14 protein-coding genes are annotated in these 18,823 nt (G+C 55.0%); all 14 read right to left on the bottom strand.

Going from position 1 to position 18,823, the window contains the following annotated elements:
- Positions 1-83: 83 nt before the first annotated feature.
- A complete protein-coding gene (locus ACYBYQ_RS09405) occupies positions 84-1,118 on the bottom strand; it encodes a hypothetical protein (RefSeq protein WP_459618484.1) in 1,035 nt (344 codons plus the stop codon).
- A gap of 233 nt (positions 1,119-1,351) precedes the next feature.
- Entirely contained in the window at positions 1,352-3,097 is a 1,746-nt protein-coding gene (locus tag ACYBYQ_RS09400) for a hypothetical protein (protein WP_459618483.1), read from the bottom strand.
- A gap of 39 nt (positions 3,098-3,136) precedes the next feature.
- The gene (locus tag ACYBYQ_RS09395) at positions 3,137-4,297 is read right to left on the bottom strand and encodes a polysaccharide pyruvyl transferase family protein (protein ID WP_459618482.1); all 1,161 of its coding nucleotides are present in this window, start codon (positions 4,295-4,297) and stop codon (positions 3,137-3,139) included.
- A gap of 47 nt (positions 4,298-4,344) precedes the next feature.
- Positions 4,345-5,409, bottom strand: a complete 1,065-nt coding sequence (locus tag ACYBYQ_RS09390; protein ID WP_459618481.1) for a hypothetical protein — start codon at positions 5,407-5,409, stop codon at positions 4,345-4,347.
- A 62-nt stretch (positions 5,410-5,471) separates the two neighbouring features.
- A complete protein-coding gene (locus tag ACYBYQ_RS09385) occupies positions 5,472-6,758 on the bottom strand; it encodes a glycosyltransferase family 4 protein (protein WP_459618480.1) in 1,287 nt (428 codons plus the stop codon).
- Positions 6,755-8,641 (bottom strand): glycosyltransferase family 2 protein, encoded by a 1,887-nt coding sequence (locus ACYBYQ_RS09380; protein ID WP_459618479.1) that lies wholly within the window; start codon positions 8,639-8,641, stop codon positions 6,755-6,757. Before ACYBYQ_RS09380 ends, ACYBYQ_RS09385 begins: the two co-directional genes overlap by 4 nt.
- A 96-nt stretch (positions 8,642-8,737) precedes the next feature.
- Positions 8,738-9,679 carry a UDP-glucose 4-epimerase GalE gene (gene galE, locus ACYBYQ_RS09375; protein ID WP_459618478.1) on the bottom strand — a complete coding sequence of 314 codons (942 nt, stop codon included), beginning with the start codon at positions 9,677-9,679 and terminating at the stop codon, positions 8,738-8,740.
- A 104-nt stretch (positions 9,680-9,783) separates the two neighbouring features.
- Positions 9,784-10,479, bottom strand: coding sequence for an ABC transporter ATP-binding protein (locus ACYBYQ_RS09370; RefSeq protein ID WP_459618477.1), 696 nt, complete (start codon positions 10,477-10,479; stop codon positions 9,784-9,786).
- Positions 10,476-11,261, bottom strand: coding sequence for an ABC transporter permease (locus ACYBYQ_RS09365; protein WP_459618476.1), 786 nt, complete (start codon positions 11,259-11,261; stop codon positions 10,476-10,478). The genes ACYBYQ_RS09370 and ACYBYQ_RS09365 overlap by 4 nt, the downstream gene beginning before the upstream one ends.
- A gap of 16 nt (positions 11,262-11,277) precedes the next feature.
- Positions 11,278-13,572: a glycosyltransferase family 2 protein gene (locus ACYBYQ_RS09360; protein ID WP_459618475.1), complete on the bottom strand. Its 2,295-nt coding sequence runs from the start codon at positions 13,570-13,572 to the stop codon at positions 11,278-11,280.
- 10 nt (positions 13,573-13,582) lie between these two features.
- Positions 13,583-14,740: a polysaccharide biosynthesis/export family protein gene (locus ACYBYQ_RS09355; protein ID WP_459618474.1), complete on the bottom strand. Its 1,158-nt coding sequence runs from the start codon at positions 14,738-14,740 to the stop codon at positions 13,583-13,585.
- 21 nt (positions 14,741-14,761) lie between these two features.
- Complete coding sequence (locus ACYBYQ_RS09350) at positions 14,762-15,871, bottom strand: KpsE/RkpR family capsule polysaccharide export protein (RefSeq protein ID WP_459618473.1); 1,110 nt, start codon at positions 15,869-15,871, stop codon at positions 14,762-14,764.
- A gap of 160 nt (positions 15,872-16,031) precedes the next feature.
- Positions 16,032-17,252, bottom strand: coding sequence for a DUF1501 domain-containing protein (locus ACYBYQ_RS09345; RefSeq protein ID WP_459618472.1), 1,221 nt, complete (start codon positions 17,250-17,252; stop codon positions 16,032-16,034).
- Between the two features lie 8 nt (positions 17,253-17,260).
- A complete protein-coding gene (locus ACYBYQ_RS09340) occupies positions 17,261-18,760 on the bottom strand; it encodes a DUF1800 domain-containing protein (protein ID WP_459618471.1) in 1,500 nt (499 codons plus the stop codon).
- Positions 18,761-18,823 lie beyond the last annotated feature (63 nt).

Here is an 18,823-nt window from a genome sequence, read left to right as displayed (position 1 = left end):
TAATCGACTTGCTAGTTCTATCCCTCTCCGATCCAGCGATAGAATGAACGGTCAGCAAGAAAGGAAGCTAATATAAGTAACTTTTATCGAGGAGATTCTGCAGCACCGGTTAAAGCCATCTGCCTCAGCCGGTTTATTTCCGAATTGTAGTATCCAACCAGCCTAGCAAATGGCTCAGCGAAACAACATTCTTGTTCCAATATATGCAAATTACCCTTCTCCGGATAACGGGACCAGTCCGGCTCCAATTCGCCGTCTAGAAGATCGCTTCTCCTTGAGATCAAGGATGCGTTGCTCTCTTCGAACCTTTTCTGGATAGCACGCGCCGTCGCAATATCCAATGTCAGCTTTTGCTGCGTGGGCAATCGGTTTAACACGCCGATGTCGATTCGTTGACTGGAGCCGCTATCTACAAGGGCATTCACCATAGCCATAACCCGCACGTCCATTGCTTCATTTGCGCGTTTTGGCACGGGCATGCCTTCAAGGTCCCATTGGACGTACTTGCCCAGAGCACCAATGAAGTCAGGAGAGGATTTAAACGGAATGCACCTTACGCTAGCTTTCCCAAATACCGTTTCCCACAACGAGACCAACATATCGTAGTTATAGTAGGGTTTATCGGCCATCACACCATCAAAAAAGGCTTGCCGTACGGGATCCCCGACGCGGGCTTGGGTGGAGGCGAGCGATACTACGACATCCACTTGTGGACGGAGATGTACATATACATCTATGGTTTCATACAAGGGGCTCAATATCTCCTTGATTTTGTACACCTGCTCTACGGTTTTCAGTCGAGAATGAAAGTGCTCACTCGATATAATGCACGTATGGCAATCAGAAGCCTCTGCCACCTGCTCTATAAGCTGTGATTCAACCGCATCATAAAAGCAGTTCATTTCTTTCTGCGATTTAAATCCCAGGCGTCGTATCCCTTTGTCCGCACCCTTAATGGGAAGTGCGCACATCGCTAAAAAACGATGATTTACTCCCCCTCCGTCGAACTGCGGATAAAGAACACCTTGGCGACGTAGCAGAGCACGATTGGCGTGGCAAAATTTCTGAAAGGTAGTAGTACCAGTTTTTTCAGTACCGATATGGAGAATCAGCCGCATATTTTTCCCGTATAAACCAGACATACCAAATAGGCAAATCTGTTGCTTGATATATATTTCTAGTAATCCAGAGAAATTTATAACTTGGAATCCAAAACTGGAGCCGCCAGGGGAACCCCTGCCAGTAAAAAATCACACATTAGTTAGACAAACAAAAGACATCAAACGCTAGAGTGGATTCAAAAAAACTTTTATCGATCCCAGTTCTCACCTCATCCTTGACCACCCCTTAACTAACGTGAAAGTGCGGTCACCAAGTCTTCAGATGAGAAGATTCCGCGCCAGTGACTCAGAAATCGTGCAGCCAAGTCCTGGAATGCAATATTGGAATCAACATGCGTTAATACTTGCATCAAAATTCTTGGCAAGTCTTCTGCTTTCGTCCGTCTACGAATGACTTCATTAAGCGACTTTCTTGCAGTCAAGGCATCAAGAGGTAATTCCAATAGTGCCAAAAGTCTACGCCACTCATCGTCGTGCTCCGGAAATCGGGTCCGCAGCGTTGCAATACGGTGGCGTGCTTGGTCATAGTGGTTCAGCTCTGTCATCAACTGCATCCATAGAATTACTAGGGCGGGATGACCAGAAACCACAATATGTTCGTCCAACAGGGAGAGTGCCTCATCGATGCGAGCTAACTCAACCAATAGCTTAGCCAAAGTAATTACAAAAAAAGTATTCTTCTTGTTTCGGCGTATTGACTCACGATAATGATATTCAGCTTTCGAGAAATTTTGCGTTCGCTCGTATAGCTGACCGAAATATAACCAAAGGGATGCTGGAGCACGTCCGGTGGATGCAGACCGCATAAAAGCCTGTTCCGCCTGTTCTAGTGAGCCCTCCTTCAGGGCCCTTACTCCGTACTCCTGCCATAACATAGGGTCTTCAGGTGCATGGGTCTCCAGCCAGGAAAACAATTCACCCAAGAGATTCGGCGTTAAAGTAGCGTTTCTCCGCAATAGAATCCGGACGCTCTCGACTTTCCGAGTCTCACCTATGTGCGTATAGTCCTCTTCGGGCTCCGCACTCGAGGAAGCAGAAGACCCCACAGCCAAACGCGAAATTTTTTCTATGGTGGACTGAAGCAAGGGGTCAGGCTTGCTGTCTATCCAATTTGGCAACAAGAATGTCGAGTCTGATTTTAGATTGAGCTTCTGACATCCCATCTCCAGTAACTGCGCCCAAATATCACCCATTTGACTCCGTAGAGTGGGAGTCACTAGATCTGAAATTACTGTTTCGAGCTTGTCTGTTAGCAGATTCGGCTTCACCACTCCAGTGGACTGCTTTAACCCCACTCTCCAATTGAGATTCATCCATTCAATAAGGTCAAAGCCGTTAACCAGCACAGGCTGAGGCAATATCAGAACGCGATCTTCGTTCTGCTTTGCAAACTCCAAAATGCGGCGACTATAGGCGACCCACATCCGAGCAGCCAATCCAGGTCTAAGCCAAAATGACAAATGCTCATCACGTGAATCTTGGCCGGCAGAAATACCCTGTTCAACGAGAACCCTACTGTGTCGATTCAACAACGACTGAATCGAGCCAGCCCAATGACGTACTACCAGGAGAAAGCGGCCTCGAGGGCCGAGCACGCAATTCCATGCCGCAAGGAAAAGCGAAATACGTGGATCTTTAACCCCCCATCCTGTCTGACCGTGGGTACCATCTCGCCTATCTACATAACCTTGTATCGCACGTAAAGACGTCTCAGGACGGGGCAGCGTAGTTTCATCATGGAACCGCCAATCGCTACCCACTTTGGCGAGTAAATTGTCATTAATGGCTACGACATCGATGTCTTCAAAGTGTCCATCTGGGTTTGACAAATGAGGAGAAACCAGTCGACGCCCCATGTTCATGCCGCCAGCATGCATCAACTGCGCAGTAAGCGAAGTCGCACTCCGATGAAAACCAGTACATACGACTACCGCTCCCTGATCTGTGCGCGTGGATGCATTTACCTTTCTAGACATGGATTCGTCAGTCCTATTAAGAATCAGCCAGCCCGGCTATTACAATCCGGCCAGCTGCTTCATAGCTGGAGACATACCTACGCCATTGCGCGTCAAAAAATCGCCGAATTTTTTAGCCAATTCCAGACGATTACGATCATATTCTTCATAGTCCCAATCCATCAAAATACGATTGAGTTGTTCCTTCTTTATGCCATTCTTATATTCTCGAGCAGATGCGTGGGGAATTTTCATCCGCCGGCAAAGCTCTTCAGTCCGCGAATCAATAAATAGGCAGATGGCTGGCACGCCAGCCTGTAGGGCCGACTGAACGCCATGAATGCGTGTCCCTACGACCAGATCGCTTTGTCGATGGCTACGCATCCATTGGGATATGTCACTATAGACTTTGAACGTATTACGGACAGCCCGGCGAAAGTCAGGCTCGTTGAAACCATAATCTCGATACGCCGGATAGACTTTCGTCCATGCGTCGTCGAATTCTTCATCCGAATAGTTTGCTACCAGTTGGACCATGGACAGTGGGTGTTGAACAACATAGTCCCCACTAGTTTCCATAGCCAAAGCCAGCAAGGAGGCTTCTAACTTCCGATGATCTTGTTCAAACGGATTTCCGGCAGCTACCGTTATTTTCTCCAACGGCTTTTCTCTAATGACTCGCCCTATCAACCGACCAAGATCTCTTTGAGGATTAATAAAATTTGTCTGGCAGCCTATGGAAACAACACGATCACCAAAACCTAGCTCTCGCATTATTTCTAGCGTATACTCGCCACGAACGGTGATATTAGGCCCGTTTGACGGCGCCCGAGCTGCCAATTCGCGAAGCCAGGAAATTGTTCCCTCAGGGATGAAGCTGAGGTCATTGGTCATATTTTTAACTTGAGCTCCGAGCCCTAGTGCAATTACTGGTATATCCAACCCACTAAGAGGCCAACCGTTAACCGAAAGATCGGTGTGCTTCCCCAAATGATTAGCCATAGAAAGCACAACACCAAACCCTGGACGATTAAACCTCTTTGCTATAGTTTCCGCCCCGTGAGGGCCCGCTTTGAACTGAATCGCGCACTGAGTCGCGAAATAGTAAAGTAGATTTCCGGTGTTCCCGGTGTAAAGACGGTGAAACTCCTGAATATTACGAGGAACTATTTTTTGACCGCCACCGGGCCCGGTATAAATCCAAGTTACTTCTTGAGCCATCTCAGCCTCTCCAGCGTTTCGAATGACATGCCAACTGATAAGATTGATTACGCATTCTTCTTGAGAGGCTGATGTGGTGCCTCGACGTTTTGTTTAGCCATAGCATCGACGGCATGCTCAAGTTTCTCCAGACGTATTGCTTGAGAAATGATAAGACGCGAAAGGATGTACAGCAGTTTTTCTTGATCTACTTTGGAGGTATTTACCGGAAGGGGGTTTTCACTCAGAGGTGGTTGACCATGTTCCTTCAAAATTTTATTCAATGCATCCCGGTCATCCGCGCATGCCGTGCGCACATAATCTAAGTCGTCCTCTGTAGGCATGAGCCCTTTTAGGAAGCCATCGGGATTGCCATCTTGCAGTGCCCCTCTACCGAGTACGCGATCAAATACCGCCGGGAGAACAGGAGGACGGTAGTTGTTATTCAGTAGAGCCCGGAGAAATATCTCGACGCCTTCCATTCTTTCATTAAGGCGTTGCGCAGAAAGATCCAGCTTTTCGATTCCGCAGATTTTCTTGAAGTCCTCCACGGAGTCCTTGACCACGTCCAGATTCCGCACGACCAGTTTTGCCTCGTCGAGCCGCGTGAAAGTCTTCAGCCGGTCCGCAAACTTCGGGATGCCGGTGGCCACCCATTCCCGGAAAGACCGAACAGGCCCTGCGTACGTTTTGTGCTTCAGCCCCCACTGCATATAGGCAGATTGGGCCCAGCCATCATGGCGGCGCACATAGACCACTACAACCACCTCGAGCGAGTCCTTTAGTTGAGACAAGGCCTCGAGTACCTGCGTGCTGCGGTCGAAGAAAGATTCGTTGCTCCATATCAGCGTATCGATCTTGCGTGACCGGGCCTCGGCAATGACGGAGCGCATCACGGACACAACCTGGTCCACGGCCATCTGATGATCCAGCGCATGGAAATCTTGGTTGACAGTAGTTGGCCGCTGCCACGAATAATAGTGGTTGGCGTTCTCCAGCATCATCCCCAGATACCAAACGCCATTCTTCTTGAGCACTTCCTGCCCGGATTTCAGCATCTCCTGAATGGAAGTAGTTCCAGTCTTGCCGGCCCCGACGTGCAAAAACAGTTTTACCTTTTTCCTAGCTTCCATTGCATGCTCGATAAAAGTATGTGTTGAGATATGCGATTTGTTTGAATTTCAGCTGCCGCATTTCAGAAAAGGCTCAGGTGCGCTTCTGCGCATTCTCTATAGTTCAACGGGCGCTTGATGTTGCTTTTGCAGGTTTCCCAGAGGATGGGGTCCGTGGCCTTGAGCAGCTTGGCGCCCCAGTCCATCACGTTGCCGGTGCTCACGTGCAGGCCGGTTACGCCATCCTGGATCTTTTCGGCCATGCCGCCGATATCCGAGCACAGCAGCGGGCGTCCGCATACATAGGCTTCCTGGATCACCATGGGCGAGTTCTCCCACCAGATGGAAGGCACCAGCACCCAGTCCACATTGGCCATGCGCGAGCGCATTTCATGCGGCTGGTACGGCCCCACCCAGCGCAGCACGCCTTGCTGTTCCAGCGGCTCGCGTATGCGCATGATCTTTTCCTTGTACTCGGCCGGCTGGTGGTCGAGGTTGGCGCCGTGGATCTCCAGTACGATCTTCTTGCGGTCGGCCTTGGGCAGCTGCGTCAAGGCTTCCAGCACCACGTCGATGCCCTTGTAGGGGTTCACCTGCCCGAAATACGCGAAACGATTGCGCGGCTCGCCTTCGGCCGCGGCGCGCGGGGGCAGCGGCGGTTCGTCGGCCTGGCCGTTCTCGATCACGACGATCTGGTCGGGGCGCAGGCCCCAATCGATGTAGCGCTGGCGCAGGAACTCGCTGGGCGCGACGAAGCCGTCGATCAGCTTGAAGTAGCTCTGGAAGTAGTGCTTGCGCAGCCAGAAATCCTCGGCCGTCTTGTGCGGGAAGCACATCCTGCACTCGTCGAAGGATTCACGGCTGCAGAGCTTCAGCGACCCCGCCTTCACCATCTGGCCATTGTTCTGGCAGATCGCCATGTACTCGTGCAGGGTCATGAAGATGCGGATGTTGGGGTCCACCTGCTTGATGATGCGCAGATGTTCCAGCCCCATGTGCGCATAGTGGTGGCTGTGGACGATGGTGGGCTTCAGCGCGCGGATGAGGTCGGCAAACCAGGTCGTCAACGACTCCTGGTTCACGGCCTTCATCCTGTCCCAGTCATGGATGGCCTGTTCCCACAGGTATTCGTTGGCACGCCGCATGCTGATGGCGCCCGAGGGCCCGCGCCCGCGATCGGCGCGGCCCAGGTACCAGGCCTCTTCCACCTGTGGCAGCTCTCGATAGGCCTTGTACAGGTTGTAGGCCGCGATCTCCCCTCCTCCCAGGCTGAAGTCCGGGTGGCCGTGCGCCGTAACCAGGATACGCTCGCGGCGCGGATCGACCAGCGTTCGCTCCATGCGCTCTTTGCGCGCAGCAAACAGGTTCATGCGACGCTCCTTTGGAGGTCTTTCGAAGAGGGCTCGAACGGGGTTTCGATAAGCTTTTTCCATCGTTCCTGATGACGTACCGCGTTGTAGATCACCACCTTGGTGCGGAAATCGCTCTCGCCGAGCAGCTTGAACGACTGGCGCTCCAGGTGAGTCAGTTCCACCGAAGGCAGATAGGCAATCTTGAAGCCGGCATTGCGCAGCTTCAGGCACAGGTCGGAGTCTTCGAAGTCGCCGATGAGGTAGCCGGTGTCCCAGCCGCCCAGGCTGTCGAAGTCTTCACGCCGGAGGGCCATGCATGCCCCGGTGATGGCAGGCAGTATCGACAATTCGGGATGGGGATCCAGCGACGGATCGAGGCCCATGTAGGGATGGTGGTTCACCCAGATGCCGAGTTCGTCGCGGCGCCGGAACTCCATGCCGGCATGCTGCAGCGAGCCATCCGCAAAAAGCAGGCGCGGGCCCACCGCGCCGATGTCCGGCCGGGTTTCCAGCACATGCAGCAGCGGCTGGATCCAGCCCGGGCCCCGCGGGAACGCATCGCTGTTCAGGAACAGCAGGTACTTGCCCGAAGCCACGCTGGCGCCCAGGTTGTTGGCGCCGGAGAAGCCCCGGTTCACGCTGCCCCAGATCCAGCTCATGGGCACCTGGTAGATGCGGTGCAGCGCCTCGGCCTCCTGCAGGAACCGCTCGGCGATCTGCGGATCGTCCACCACATAGATCAGTTCGGCGTTCTCCAGGAACCAGGGGTCCGCGGCAAATTCGATGAGCTGGTGCTCCACGAAATCGGTGCGGCCATACAGCGGAACGATGACGCTGACCTTGGGCATCGCCAGGGACCGCCCGAGGAACTTGTGCCGCACGGGCAGGTCGGCCCAGGCCTCCTGGCGGTAGGCGATCAGGCGCTCGAGCACGCCCTTGTCCACCAGCGACGCCCGCCGCGCGGCTTCGCTGATGGGCGTGGCGATGCCGAACAGCCAGTGCGCCGCGGCCACCGGCGAGGCCGGCAAGGCGCTGAGTACGGTTTCTGCCAGGATGTGCACACCGAGCTCGGAAACGGTTTTCAGGTAGACGCGCTGCCCGGTCTTGCCGCCCTTGATCCGCACGATGAACCCGGAATCGCGATTGGCCTGGCCGAATTCCTTGTCGACCACGTCGTGTACGTCTTGCCGGAAACGCCGATAGGCGTTCTTCAGGGAGAAAATACTGCCGGACTGGTCTTCCAGCCATACGGGAGTACCCGGCGTATGCACCTCCCAGCCCACGACCACGCTGTCGCCGCTGATGTCGGATGCGGCCCCGGCTTCGAGGTAACCCTTGGCGCTCTTGCTGGGGGCACCGGCCAGGGGCACCTTGCGGATCAGCTCTCGCCAGCTCTTGGTGAAGGGGCGGCTCGCCACGGCCACCATGCCGCTTGCGGCCTTGAACAGGTCGGAGGCGTGCGCTTCCGTATCGGCTTCATCGGTGAACTTCAACGGATGCACCGACACGATCTCGCCGTTGGCCGACTTCCAACACAGCTCGATGGTTTCCTTGCCTTCGTGCCGGGCGGCCAGCACGAAGCCCAGGCCCTCGCCATCCGGCAGGCTGAGATGCTCGGCCACGTCGACGCGGCGCGTTGCCATCTTGTAGAACGGGATCACGCGGCGGTCTACGCGCAGCGCGAAATCGTGCCGCCCCGTGGTCCAGCCCGCAACGATGATCAGGCCCTGGCTGCGTACCGCCGCGTCCACTTTCAGCTGGATGGCGTTGCCGACTTCCTCGTCGAAGATGCTGATGGGCTGGATCTGGACGGTAGACTCGACCTCGCCTGGGGGCCCCTGGGTGGCCACGCCCTTGGCTTCGGGCTCGGCACCTTTGCTCTTGCTAGGTGAAATTAACATCACATGCCTCGATAGACTGGTCAATGGATTCAATATTCGGAATTGCCGCTAAGCCTGCTGCTGCCCCATGACACCGGGCGCTGTCTCCTCGCCGGCTCAAGCTTGTGTCACTGCTTGATGCTTGCATTCCCAGGCCCAGGCGTGCCACACGATTTCCTCGAGGCTGGAATACCTGGGCTCCCAGCCCAGCTGCGTACGCGCCGCGGTGGCATCGGCCACCAGCGTTGCCGGATCGCCGGCGCGGCGCTCGCCGTACTGCACGGGAATCTGCAGCCCCGTAACCTTGCCGGCCACCTCGATGACCTGGTTCACGGAAAAGCCGTTGCCGTTGCCCAGGTTGTAACGTGCGCTGCCCTCGCCGCCCAGCAGCTTGTCCAGCGCCAGCAGGTGTGCCTGGCACAGGTCATGCACGTGTATGTAGTCGCGGATGCAGGTGCCGTCGGGCGTGGGATAGTCGTTGCCGAACACCGTGATGTGCGGCAGCTTGCCCGAAGCCGCCCGCAGCACCAGCGGGATCAGGTGCGTTTCGGGTTCGTGGCGTTCGCCCAGCATGCCCTCTGGATCGGCGCCAGCGGCATTGAAATAGCGCAGGCAGATGGACTTCAGGCCGTAGGCCGCGTCGTAGTCCTGCAGCATCTCTTCCACGAACAGCTTGGTGCGGCCATACGGATTGATCGGCGCCTTGGGATGAGACTCGTCAATAAAGGGCTTGACCGGATTGCCGAAGATGGCCGCGGTGGAAGAGAAAATGAAGCGCATCACGCCGTTGTTGCGCATCGCGTCCAACAAGGTATGCGTGGCGTTGAAATTGTTCTGGTAGTACTTGCCGGGATCGCTGGTGGATTCGCCAACCTGGATGAAGCTGGCGAAATGCATGGCAGCCGCGGGGCGCACATCCTTGATGACCTGGTCGATGAAGGCGGCATCGCCAAAACTGCCGATGCGAAGCTCGGCATCCTGCACGGCATCGGCGTGGCCGCTGCTGAGGTCGTCCACGACGACCGGCGTATGGCCGGCCTCGCGCAGCATCTTTACCATGTGCGAGCCGATGTAGCCTGCACCGCCCAATACAAGAATGGGCTGACCTCCGGTGTTTGTTCGATCCCTCATTGCGTCCATATCCCTAAGTTGATGAAGATTCTTCAAGCCGCCGCGACGAGGCCATGCCCGGCCCCGCTGCCCGGCACCTGCTGGTAGGCCTTGATACCCTCGTCGATATCCTCGAAGCTCGTGACTTGCCCGTTCTCCAGCAAGAGCACCATGTCGCACATCTTGCGCACCTGTCCCATGCCGTGCGTAACCAGAATTACGTTGGCCTTTCCTACCTTGTCCTGGAATGCTGCAGTTGCCTTGTCGCGGAAGTGGGCATCCCCCACTGAAATGGCCTCGTCGATCAGGTAGTAATCGAAATCAAATGCCAGGCTAAGGCCGAATGCCACGCGGGCACGCATGCCGGACGAGTATGTTTTTACTGGTTCGTCAAAAGCGGAACCGATCTCGGCAAATTCCTGCACGCTGCGAACGCACTCGCGCATGGCTTCGCCACTGACCCCTTGGACCCGACACACGAACTTGACGTTCTGCCGGCCGGTCAGCGACCCCTGAAAACCGCCTGACAGCCCTACCGGCCAGGAGATCTTCTTGTCGGTGATGATCTTCCCGCTGTCGGGCATATCCAGCCCGCAAAGCAGGCGCATCAAGGTGGACTTGCCCGCACCGTTACGTCCGATCAACGCAATATTGCGCCCCGGCGGCACGGTGAATGAAAGGTCGCGAAAAACATACTTGCGGCCCTTGATGGTGAGATACGACTTGGTGATATTGCGTAGTTCGATCATAGTGCCAGCATCTCCTGTCGTCGCATCCGATACAGAGCCATCGCAAGAAATAGCAATACCAGCGCAACCTTCATTGCGTAGAACAAATCGATCCCATGAACAATCGGATAATGCTCGAATACCGACGACCGCAACACATCGATGATATGCAGGTAAGGATTCCACATTACCCATTCCAAATACTGGGTGGGAATCGCCCATATGGGGAAGATCACGCAAGACATAAGATAAAGGAAAAAGAACGACAAACGTATGAAAGTTTTTGCCCCAGGAAAAAACTGGGTATAAATGCAGAAAATTATTCCCAGCGCAAACGACAAGGCTACGCCCGTTGCAAGCGCCACGAACCATCGCAGCGGATCCGCCATTGAAATGTCATACCCGAACCAGAAACCCATGCCCAAGATCACGACTGTATAAACGCAAGCAGACAGGGAGAATTCCACGATGGTGCGAGCCACCAAAGTATCCATCGGCTTTATTTGCTGATAGGCAAACAACGCCTGATTTGCACTTATGCCGTCCATTAGGCGCAGCGCGATATTCCTCATCAAAAAGAATGGAATCAACCCGGTCGCCAGATAAACCGGGAAATCCATGCCAGGAACTTCCCGGTCGCGAATTACGCCAAAAATCACCATGATCAGGAGAACGTGGGCAATGGGCTCGAAAAGCATCCAGAATGCCCCCATGCGGCGCGCCCCGAAACGGGTCAACATTTCCCGTAGCACCAGTGCAAAAACCACCGCCCGGGTAATCTTCAAAGGGCTTCGCTCTTCCATCGTCACTTCTCTTTGATCAGCGCATGCAAAGGGAATAATCTTCCCGTTGCAAACTCAAATTCGGGTTGTAATGAGGATCGTTCAGCAGCAGCTTTCCCCAGCGTTCCTGCATGGCACGGCACTCTGCCTGGAACCGAGCCTGCTTCTCCGGCGTGTCGTTCGTGCCGCGGGTCTTCGACTCATGGTGGTACAGCTCCGCGTATGGCGTCCATACATTGCGATACCCTGCCTTCATGACGCGCAGACAAAAATCAACGTCGTTAAATGCCACTTTGAGGCCTTCCTCGTCCAGACCGCCGACTTCGTCGTAAACTTCACGCCGAACAAGCAGTACCGCACCAGTAACGGCGCTCACGTTGTGTGCAATCTGCAGGCGGCTGAAGTATCCCGGCGCTTCTTTCGGAAAGTACTTGTGGGCATGGCCCGCCACACCACCTATGCCAAGAATCACGCCTCCATGTTGCAGCGTGCCATCCGGGTAATACAGCTTTGCCCCGACGCAACCTATTTCGGGCCGCATAACCTGGGCCACCATTTCGGTAAGCCAATCGGGACTGATCACTTCGATGTCGTTGTTGATCAGGCCGATCACGGCCCCGCGCGCCCTCTTCTCCGCAAAATTATTGATTGCGGAATAGTTGAACGCATGGTTGTAGCGCAGCACACGGACGGTTGCCTTGCGCTGGTATTCGATTTCCTGCAAATAGCGCAATGTTTGCGGGCACTGCGACTGATTGTCGACGATCAGGATTTCGTATTCTGGATAGGTCGTGCGTGCCAGGATGGAATCGATACACGTACGCAATACTTCGTACCCATCCCGCGTTGGAACTATCAAGCTCACGAGCGGCAGGGGCTGCGGCAATGGCCAGTGTTGCCGGTACAAGCCCGGCGCCACACTGCTCACGACCGCTCCCGGGCAATTGTGATCCAGGTAGTCTTGCAATGCCTTCTGCGCCGCCGTGTGGGCATAGCTTTTCTGCCCATGGTTCAACGCTGTTGATCCCTCCACAATGCGCCAGTGATAGAGAACTTCCGGAACATGCACGATATCGGCTGTATTGCGGACGTTGGCCATGCACCGCAAGACCAGATCGTAGTCCTGGCTGCCGTCGTATCCAGCTCGGAACCCTCCCACAGCCTGCACCAGTTCCCGCCTATAAACGCCCAGATGCGAAAAATAATTCTGCGATAGAAGCAGATCGGGCGAGAATCCGGGCTTGAAATAGGGATCGCAGCGTTCGCCCTCCTGATTCAGCTTGTCTTCGTCTGAGTAAATGAGTTGTACGGTAGGACGATTTCTTATCGCTTCGGCAACGGCTTGCAGAGCATGCACGGCCAGCTCGTCGTCATGATCCAGCAAAGCAATGAAGTCGCCATGCGCCAACGCCAACGCAGTATTGCTTGCCTTGGCGATACCACCGTTCTGACTGCGGAATGCGACCTTGATGCGTGTATCACGCTCCAGGCACGTCCGTAGGAAATCAACGGTGGCCGCATCAGAGGACGCATCGTCGGCTATGCACAACTCCCATTTCGGGTATGTCTGGCGTAGCACCGATTCGACGCAGGCCTGCAGATACTCTAGCGGTGTGTTGTAGACGGGCACCAACACCGAGATTAGCGGCCAGCTGGTGTCTTCTTCACGTTTCGACTCAAGCCCATAGGGAGCAGACCTGATGTACTCCTGTACCCGCGGCTGCTCAACACTGGAGATCCAGTCATGGTATGGAACGAGTACCGACTGGCTTATTTCGAACAACCGGCGGTAGTCTTCCCACAGGGCCTCCAGCGTAGCTGGCAGTTCGGCCCCATTCTCTATGCCGTCCCCTTCCCTCGATTTATATCGTGGATGTACATTCAGCAGCTTCCGCTGCATCCGCTTGCGCGCCGTACTCCTGAAAACGCGCTTGAGCTTGAAGTGCTCGATATCGAACGGTCCGCTGCTGGTAAGCGGATCGAAGCGCACGCGCGCCGGCTTTGGCAAAAACAGCAAGCGATAGCCCGGTCGACCCGACTTCAAGGGCAACGAAAACGCTTCCCGCTCATTCTCGCCATGGCCAGTGTCCAGGTAGATCGTTGCCACAGCCCGGGCAGCAGGAAGCCTCAACCGGACGGCAAGCCAATACCAACCCGGCGGTATTCTTCCGGGTAAACGAAACTGGGGGTCTTCGCCCAGTGACACGAAACCCGGCTCTGCTAGATTGGCGGCCACCTGTGCCGCGGGGCGCAACATCCCCCCCGTCCAGACACGCCGCCAGCCGGCCCAGGCCTCTTGCAGCCTCAGCCATGCTCTGTCAAAGGAACGCATCCGTACGCTCCTACAAGCCGCGGTCCAGCGTGCGCCCCAGCACAAGCACTTGCACGATAGGCGAAATGATCTTCTGAGCCTCGTAGATCGCGGCATTGGTCACGTATACAGCATCCTCGGGTTGCACCAGGAACTGCCGCGCAAGGAACATCGCCGTAGGATCGCGCATGTCCAACTGGAACACCTGTGCTGCCGGCTCCCCGGGTTTCGCCGCCTCGTTCAAGCGGAAGACGAACACCCCGCGTGGGTCAGCACTCCGCTCATTCAATCCGCCCACAGTGCCCAGTACCTCGAGCAAACTGGGTGATTGCGACGGCAAGTCATGCAGTCCGGGGGCATTGACCGCACCCATAGCCACAAAGCGCTTACGTGCACGTTCCAGCACGATTTCCGAATGCGGCGGCACCGGCATATTGCGTCCCGCCAACAGATCTTCGTAGCTGAACTGCTGCACCGCTTTCCCGGTGCGCATTACTACGGTAACCAGATGCGGCTCCAACGTGGGGCCACCGGCCTGATTGATAGCATCAAGAAGCGTCAAAGGCCCTTGCAGCGCAGAAAATCGTCCCGGTGCCTTAACGGCACCGGCCACCAGCACCGAACCTGACATATCACCGACAAGCGCCACATGTACCTGAGGATCCGCTGCAACCCCAGCCAGCCGCTTGCGGATGTTGGCCTCGACCTGGGACAACGTAAGCCCTGAAACCTTGATCTCGTTTACGTAGGGAAGCGATATCTTTCCTGAGCCGCTCACCCTGACTGAATCGAAAACCGTTCCCCCGGCCGACAACGGGGCAAACAGCGCACCCTCGACCGCACTATCCGATATCACGATACGCATGACATCGCCCGGCACCAGGCGAACACTCGGGACCGGCATGTCGGATACCGAACTCTTCAGCACAGGCGCCGGTGGCCGCATGTAAGGTGCAATGGTCTGGGGCCCCAACTGGATCAGCGTATAGGGCGGCGTATCACCTTCGGCCATCGAGGTAATGGAGCCCTTGTACGGGCCGGCACCCGAGAAAGTGCTGCCACACCCCGCCAGCGCAGCTGCTATGGCCAACACAGCACCGGCTCGGCTCAAACGGCGCGTGCGCGCGCCCAACTCAAGTTGTGGACTGAACATGAAACGGCCACGCGGGTCAACAGAGATAGCAGGCATGATTTTTCTAATTCGGAAAGGTCAATCGCGATGGTCTTCGATGGTGGCAATGACGAAACGCGCCACGCCGTACAGCAACAGAAGCCCAATGAAAAGAGTAAACAGGTTGTAGAGCCGTTCCGGATAAATGGCCGACTGTGCCAGATTGGGGCTCACAACCGTTACCAGACTGCGAATCTTCTTACTGATCTCGATGCGTGCGTTCTCGACAGCAACGATGCTGGCCTTGTAAGCCTCTTCGGCAATGCCTACATCGATGATGAGATCGCGATAGCGCGCTGCCACTACATTCAGCTTGTCTCCTTGCCCGTTGGACAGCAGAGTCTGCTTCTCTGCAGCTAGCTGCTGCTCCAACGCGCCGATGCGCGCGCGTTGTTGACGTACCTGAGGCGTGTTGGGGCTGAGCGCCGCCAGCAAGCCTTTGAGGTTGGCCCGCTGAGTCGTCAGCTCGGCTTCGAGCGTGGCTATGATCTCTGCACGTGACTGTGCTGCTGCCTGGGCGTCCAGATGCTCGCTTTTGTTCTGGAACTCGAGCATGACCTGCTTTTCGTCTTCGTACTTCTTGCGGGCCAATTGAAGCTCGTTTTCCGCGAACTTGAGTTGATCACGCGCCATCCTATGAGAAATCTCATTGACGAAAGCTTCGCTCTTCGTGAGGATGACTTGTAACACCCGCTGTGCGAATTCAGGATCGAAAGCCTGCACCTCTACATTCAGCAAGCCCGTCGTTTCATCGAAGTACACCTGCACCACTCGGTTGTAGTACTTGAGCATGTCCTCCCGATTAACGCCGCTCTCGAGCCAGTACAGCGGGTCGCGCCATTGGCTGGCATAGTGCTCATGCCAGTTGAGCTCCTTCTCCAGCACATTGAGCATATCCATCGATATGATGTACTCGCGCAAGTAAAGCGTTTCCTCGCGCGAGGTAGGATTAAGGCTTCCCATAAGAAGCGCGAGGCTCGGGATATCGAGCATCTGCGAGTCCTGCCCAGGCTGGCGCACCACTATCTGGGCTGTGCTTACATAGCGATCCATAGCAAAAATGGCGTAATAAATAATCGCCAACACCATGGGGATCACAACCACCCAAGTGAAAAGGATTTTCTTTTTAAATAGATTGAGCGATGTCATGGTCCCGAATCAACAAAAGTTGAGCTGCGCAGGCGGGATATCTCCCTGCGCAGCTTGAAAAGCTGCCCGATAACGCCAGCAACCATTTATGTAGGAATTGTCAGCCGAAAGACGACTGAGCAGGTAAGAGAAAAGACACGTTTCGGTATCAGAGCATCCATCAGGCGAGCGGCTTAATCAAACTGACCGGCTTGGGACTGCCATCGCCAAACACCCCTCGAATCTTGTCCTCACTCAGTCCATATACATCGCGAAACACCCCTCCCAATACCGCCCGGTAATCATTAAGGACCGGAATGTCGCGCTCTTGATTCAAATCCGAAACTTTACTCAAACCAGCCTGCTCACCTAACAGGAATCTATTTCCAGGCACGTTTCCACCGAGCAACCAATAAGCAGTTCCGTAACCGTGATCAGTCCCCTTGCCGCCATTTTCCTTCATCGTTCGCCCGAACTCAGACACAACAACGACAACCGTTCGCTGCCAATCAGGTCCCATATTTTTGGCGTAGGTAGCCAAACCTGTACTCAAGCTCTGCAAACGGGATGCAAGGGTACCTGTCGCTCCACCCTGCGATACATGAGTATCCCATCCCCCCACGTCAATAAAGGCGAGGTTGAACTTCTCACGCATCAACGAGGCAACTCTACCGATTTCCTGCTCAAAACCCTTGGCACTATTAGCACCGCGATCGGCCTCAAGCTTCTCCTCATCGAACACCTCTGTCACTTCCCGCTGAAGGTCTAGCCCCTCACGCAGGGCGGCTTCTAGAGGATGCCCGCTATAGGTCTTAAGCAACTCTTCGCGCAGAGCTTTATTGTTGCCAAGACTCGGTCGCCTATCCAAACCCACATTAGCGATATCATCCTTGCCTTTAAATGTACTGGGCAGAGTGTCAGTGAAAGCCACCGCTTCGACACCACCTACGGCATGCGCCAAGCGATACAGCATGCCTTCTTTTGGAAGACGCTCACCCGCCTCAAGCTCGGCAGCCCCCATCTCTAGCCACTCTTGAGCCTCAAAATGGCTGCGCGATACACCCGGAATACCAACGAATGGGACAAAAGCGACCTGTTTCTGCTTCAACAGAGGTTCCAAGCCCTTGGCCACCTCAGGGTGCAGTCCCCAATCGGCGTTAAGCTCATAGGCTCCCTGATCTTTACCCTTACTCTCCCCGGGACGTGGGATCGCAATGGTGGGACGGCTCTCGTAATACAAATCACTCGAGATGGGGACCAGCGTATTAGCCGAATCGTATGCGCCTCTGAGAAATACGAATAGCAGTTTGGAGTCGGTGCCGGGAGCAGCATATAGCCGAGTCGTCAACGTGCTCCCTAGCAACGCTGCACTGGCATGGAGAAAAGTACGTCGATCCATCATGTCCCTTCTCATCGATACATGAAACTTGGTCCTGCCAGTTGCATGAACAACTGCTTCTGACGCGGCGAAGCACTGTCTTTCGTAGACTGTGCCTTCGACTCCTCGGAAGTACGCATATTGCCCTCAGTCTGCATGCTGACTTTTTGGCCAGCAGCCTTTGCTTGACCCGGTGCTGTGCCGCCACCGCCCCTTATGCCGGCGACGTTTTCCGCAATGGCCATACGATTAGCCAGTTGCCCTGTACTTATCCAGCTTTCTCCCTCGAGCGGATAGCCATCAGGCGTGAGCCGCCCATACAACGGCTGGCCCATCTGCGAAAGCGCCTGCCGCACTACTTTCACCACCCGGTCTGGATTTTTAATACCAGCCGCTTGTACAGATGAAATCGCGTATTGCATGGGAGATTTGAACTGTTTGCCGGCAGCTTCCGCGAACGTATCCGACTCGACAATGGACTTTACAGTCGCCTTAATATCCCCTTTTGTTTCCGCGAACGTTTTGGCCGCCTGCTCTACCACAGCGTCGGGCGGATTATCAGACACCAGGTAAATCGCCAATCGGCGCGCAACATGCTTAGCAGTGGAAGGATGGGTAGCAAGGATATCCAACACTTGGTCCACTTCCGCCCAACCCTGGCCTTTAATGGTTTTCCCCAGGAATTTCTTATCCGAAAAATCATGATGCCTGGGATCAAATACAAACGCACCTTCTTGAATCAACTGGCCCTGCAGCTTTTTTGGCATTTTAGGAGCCGTCTTGTTCGACATAACCCGAACGCCCGTCAGAATCCGAGCTAACGCCTGAACGTCTTCCTGGCTATAGCCACCATCTACACCGAGAGTGTGCAATTCCATTAGTTCACGTGCGTAGTTTTCGTTCGGCTTTTCCTTGGTACTAACGTTGTTGTCCAAGTATATAAGCATAGCTGGGTGCTTTAACGATGCCTCCAGTATGTCGCGAAAATTGCCGAGCGCGTTCTTACGCAATGTGTCTTCGTAATCGGCTAGCGCATAACCGACGCTTCCTTTAGACATGAACACATTGAAATGATTGAACCAGAACCAAGTCAACTGCTCCCGCAGTTGCCACGGAGAAAATGTTGCCCGCAAAACCGAACGCTCACTAGCTTCCTTGCGATATTGCTGGAGCTCTTTTGCTCGAGTTGTCCGTAATTTGGCAGCTTCTGGAGGGGATACATCTTTCATTTTTTGAACGAGCTCCCTCGCGCGAACCAAGCTATCAAGCGGGGGTTCAGTAGTTCGCTCAAGCTTCTCCACATAAGCCGCAACTGGCGCAGGCAAATCGTCCGACTCAGGCGGATTCAACTGCTTCTCGAGGTAGGCTTCGCGGCCCTGTTGCTTTACCTCCTGTAACGCTTCCGGCGTTGCGCTGTACGCAACGCGGCCCAGCCACGCCTCGTCGCTTACCGTGGCGGCCGTGCTGGTGGCAAGAAACCCTGCCAATAGCCAAGCAGGGAGCGATAGGTAAAAACGTCGCAGCATTGTCATAGGTACTCACGCTCGAAGTTCGATCCGGAAAGGGTACCAACCTGATCCTGACGACAACGTCAC

The sequence above is a fragment of the Bordetella sp. 2513F2 genome (assembly GCF_054642735.1).
The sequence above is the reverse complement of the archived record's forward strand: the minus strand, read 5'-3'. Positions and strand labels throughout refer to the sequence as shown.

What these genes read in the sequence shown, in the direction of transcription:
- ACYBYQ_RS09405 (WP_459618484.1), bottom strand. Translation starts at nt 1,118, where the DNA reads ATGCGGCTGATTCTCCATATCGGTACTGAAAAAACTGGTACTACTACC.
- ACYBYQ_RS09400 (WP_459618483.1), bottom strand. Translation starts at nt 3,097, where the DNA reads ATGTCTAGAAAGGTAAATGCATCCACGCGCACAGATCAGGGAGCGGTA.
- ACYBYQ_RS09395 (WP_459618482.1), bottom strand. Translation starts at nt 4,297, where the DNA reads ATGGCTCAAGAAGTAACTTGGATTTATACCGGGCCCGGTGGCGGTCAA.
- ACYBYQ_RS09390 (WP_459618481.1), bottom strand. Translation starts at nt 5,409, where the DNA reads ATGGAAGCTAGGAAAAAGGTAAAACTGTTTTTGCACGTCGGGGCCGGC.
- ACYBYQ_RS09385 (WP_459618480.1), bottom strand. Translation starts at nt 6,758, where the DNA reads ATGAACCTGTTTGCTGCGCGCAAAGAGCGCATGGAGCGAACGCTGGTC.
- ACYBYQ_RS09380 (WP_459618479.1), bottom strand. Translation starts at nt 8,641, where the DNA reads ATGTTAATTTCACCTAGCAAGAGCAAAGGTGCCGAGCCCGAAGCCAAG.
- galE (WP_459618478.1), bottom strand. Translation starts at nt 9,679, where the DNA reads ATGGTAAAGATGCTGCGCGAGGCCGGCCATACGCCGGTCGTCGTGGAC.
- ACYBYQ_RS09370 (WP_459618477.1), bottom strand. Translation starts at nt 10,479, where the DNA reads ATGATCGAACTACGCAATATCACCAAGTCGTATCTCACCATCAAGGGC.
- ACYBYQ_RS09365 (WP_459618476.1), bottom strand. Translation starts at nt 11,261, where the DNA reads ATGGAAGAGCGAAGCCCTTTGAAGATTACCCGGGCGGTGGTTTTTGCA.
- ACYBYQ_RS09360 (WP_459618475.1), bottom strand. Translation starts at nt 13,572, where the DNA reads ATGCGTTCCTTTGACAGAGCATGGCTGAGGCTGCAAGAGGCCTGGGCC.
- ACYBYQ_RS09355 (WP_459618474.1), bottom strand. Translation starts at nt 14,740, where the DNA reads ATGCCTGCTATCTCTGTTGACCCGCGTGGCCGTTTCATGTTCAGTCCA.
- ACYBYQ_RS09350 (WP_459618473.1), bottom strand. Translation starts at nt 15,871, where the DNA reads ATGACATCGCTCAATCTATTTAAAAAGAAAATCCTTTTCACTTGGGTG.
- ACYBYQ_RS09345 (WP_459618472.1), bottom strand. Translation starts at nt 17,252, where the DNA reads ATGATGGATCGACGTACTTTTCTCCATGCCAGTGCAGCGTTGCTAGGG.
- ACYBYQ_RS09340 (WP_459618471.1), bottom strand. Translation starts at nt 18,760, where the DNA reads ATGACAATGCTGCGACGTTTTTACCTATCGCTCCCTGCTTGGCTATTG.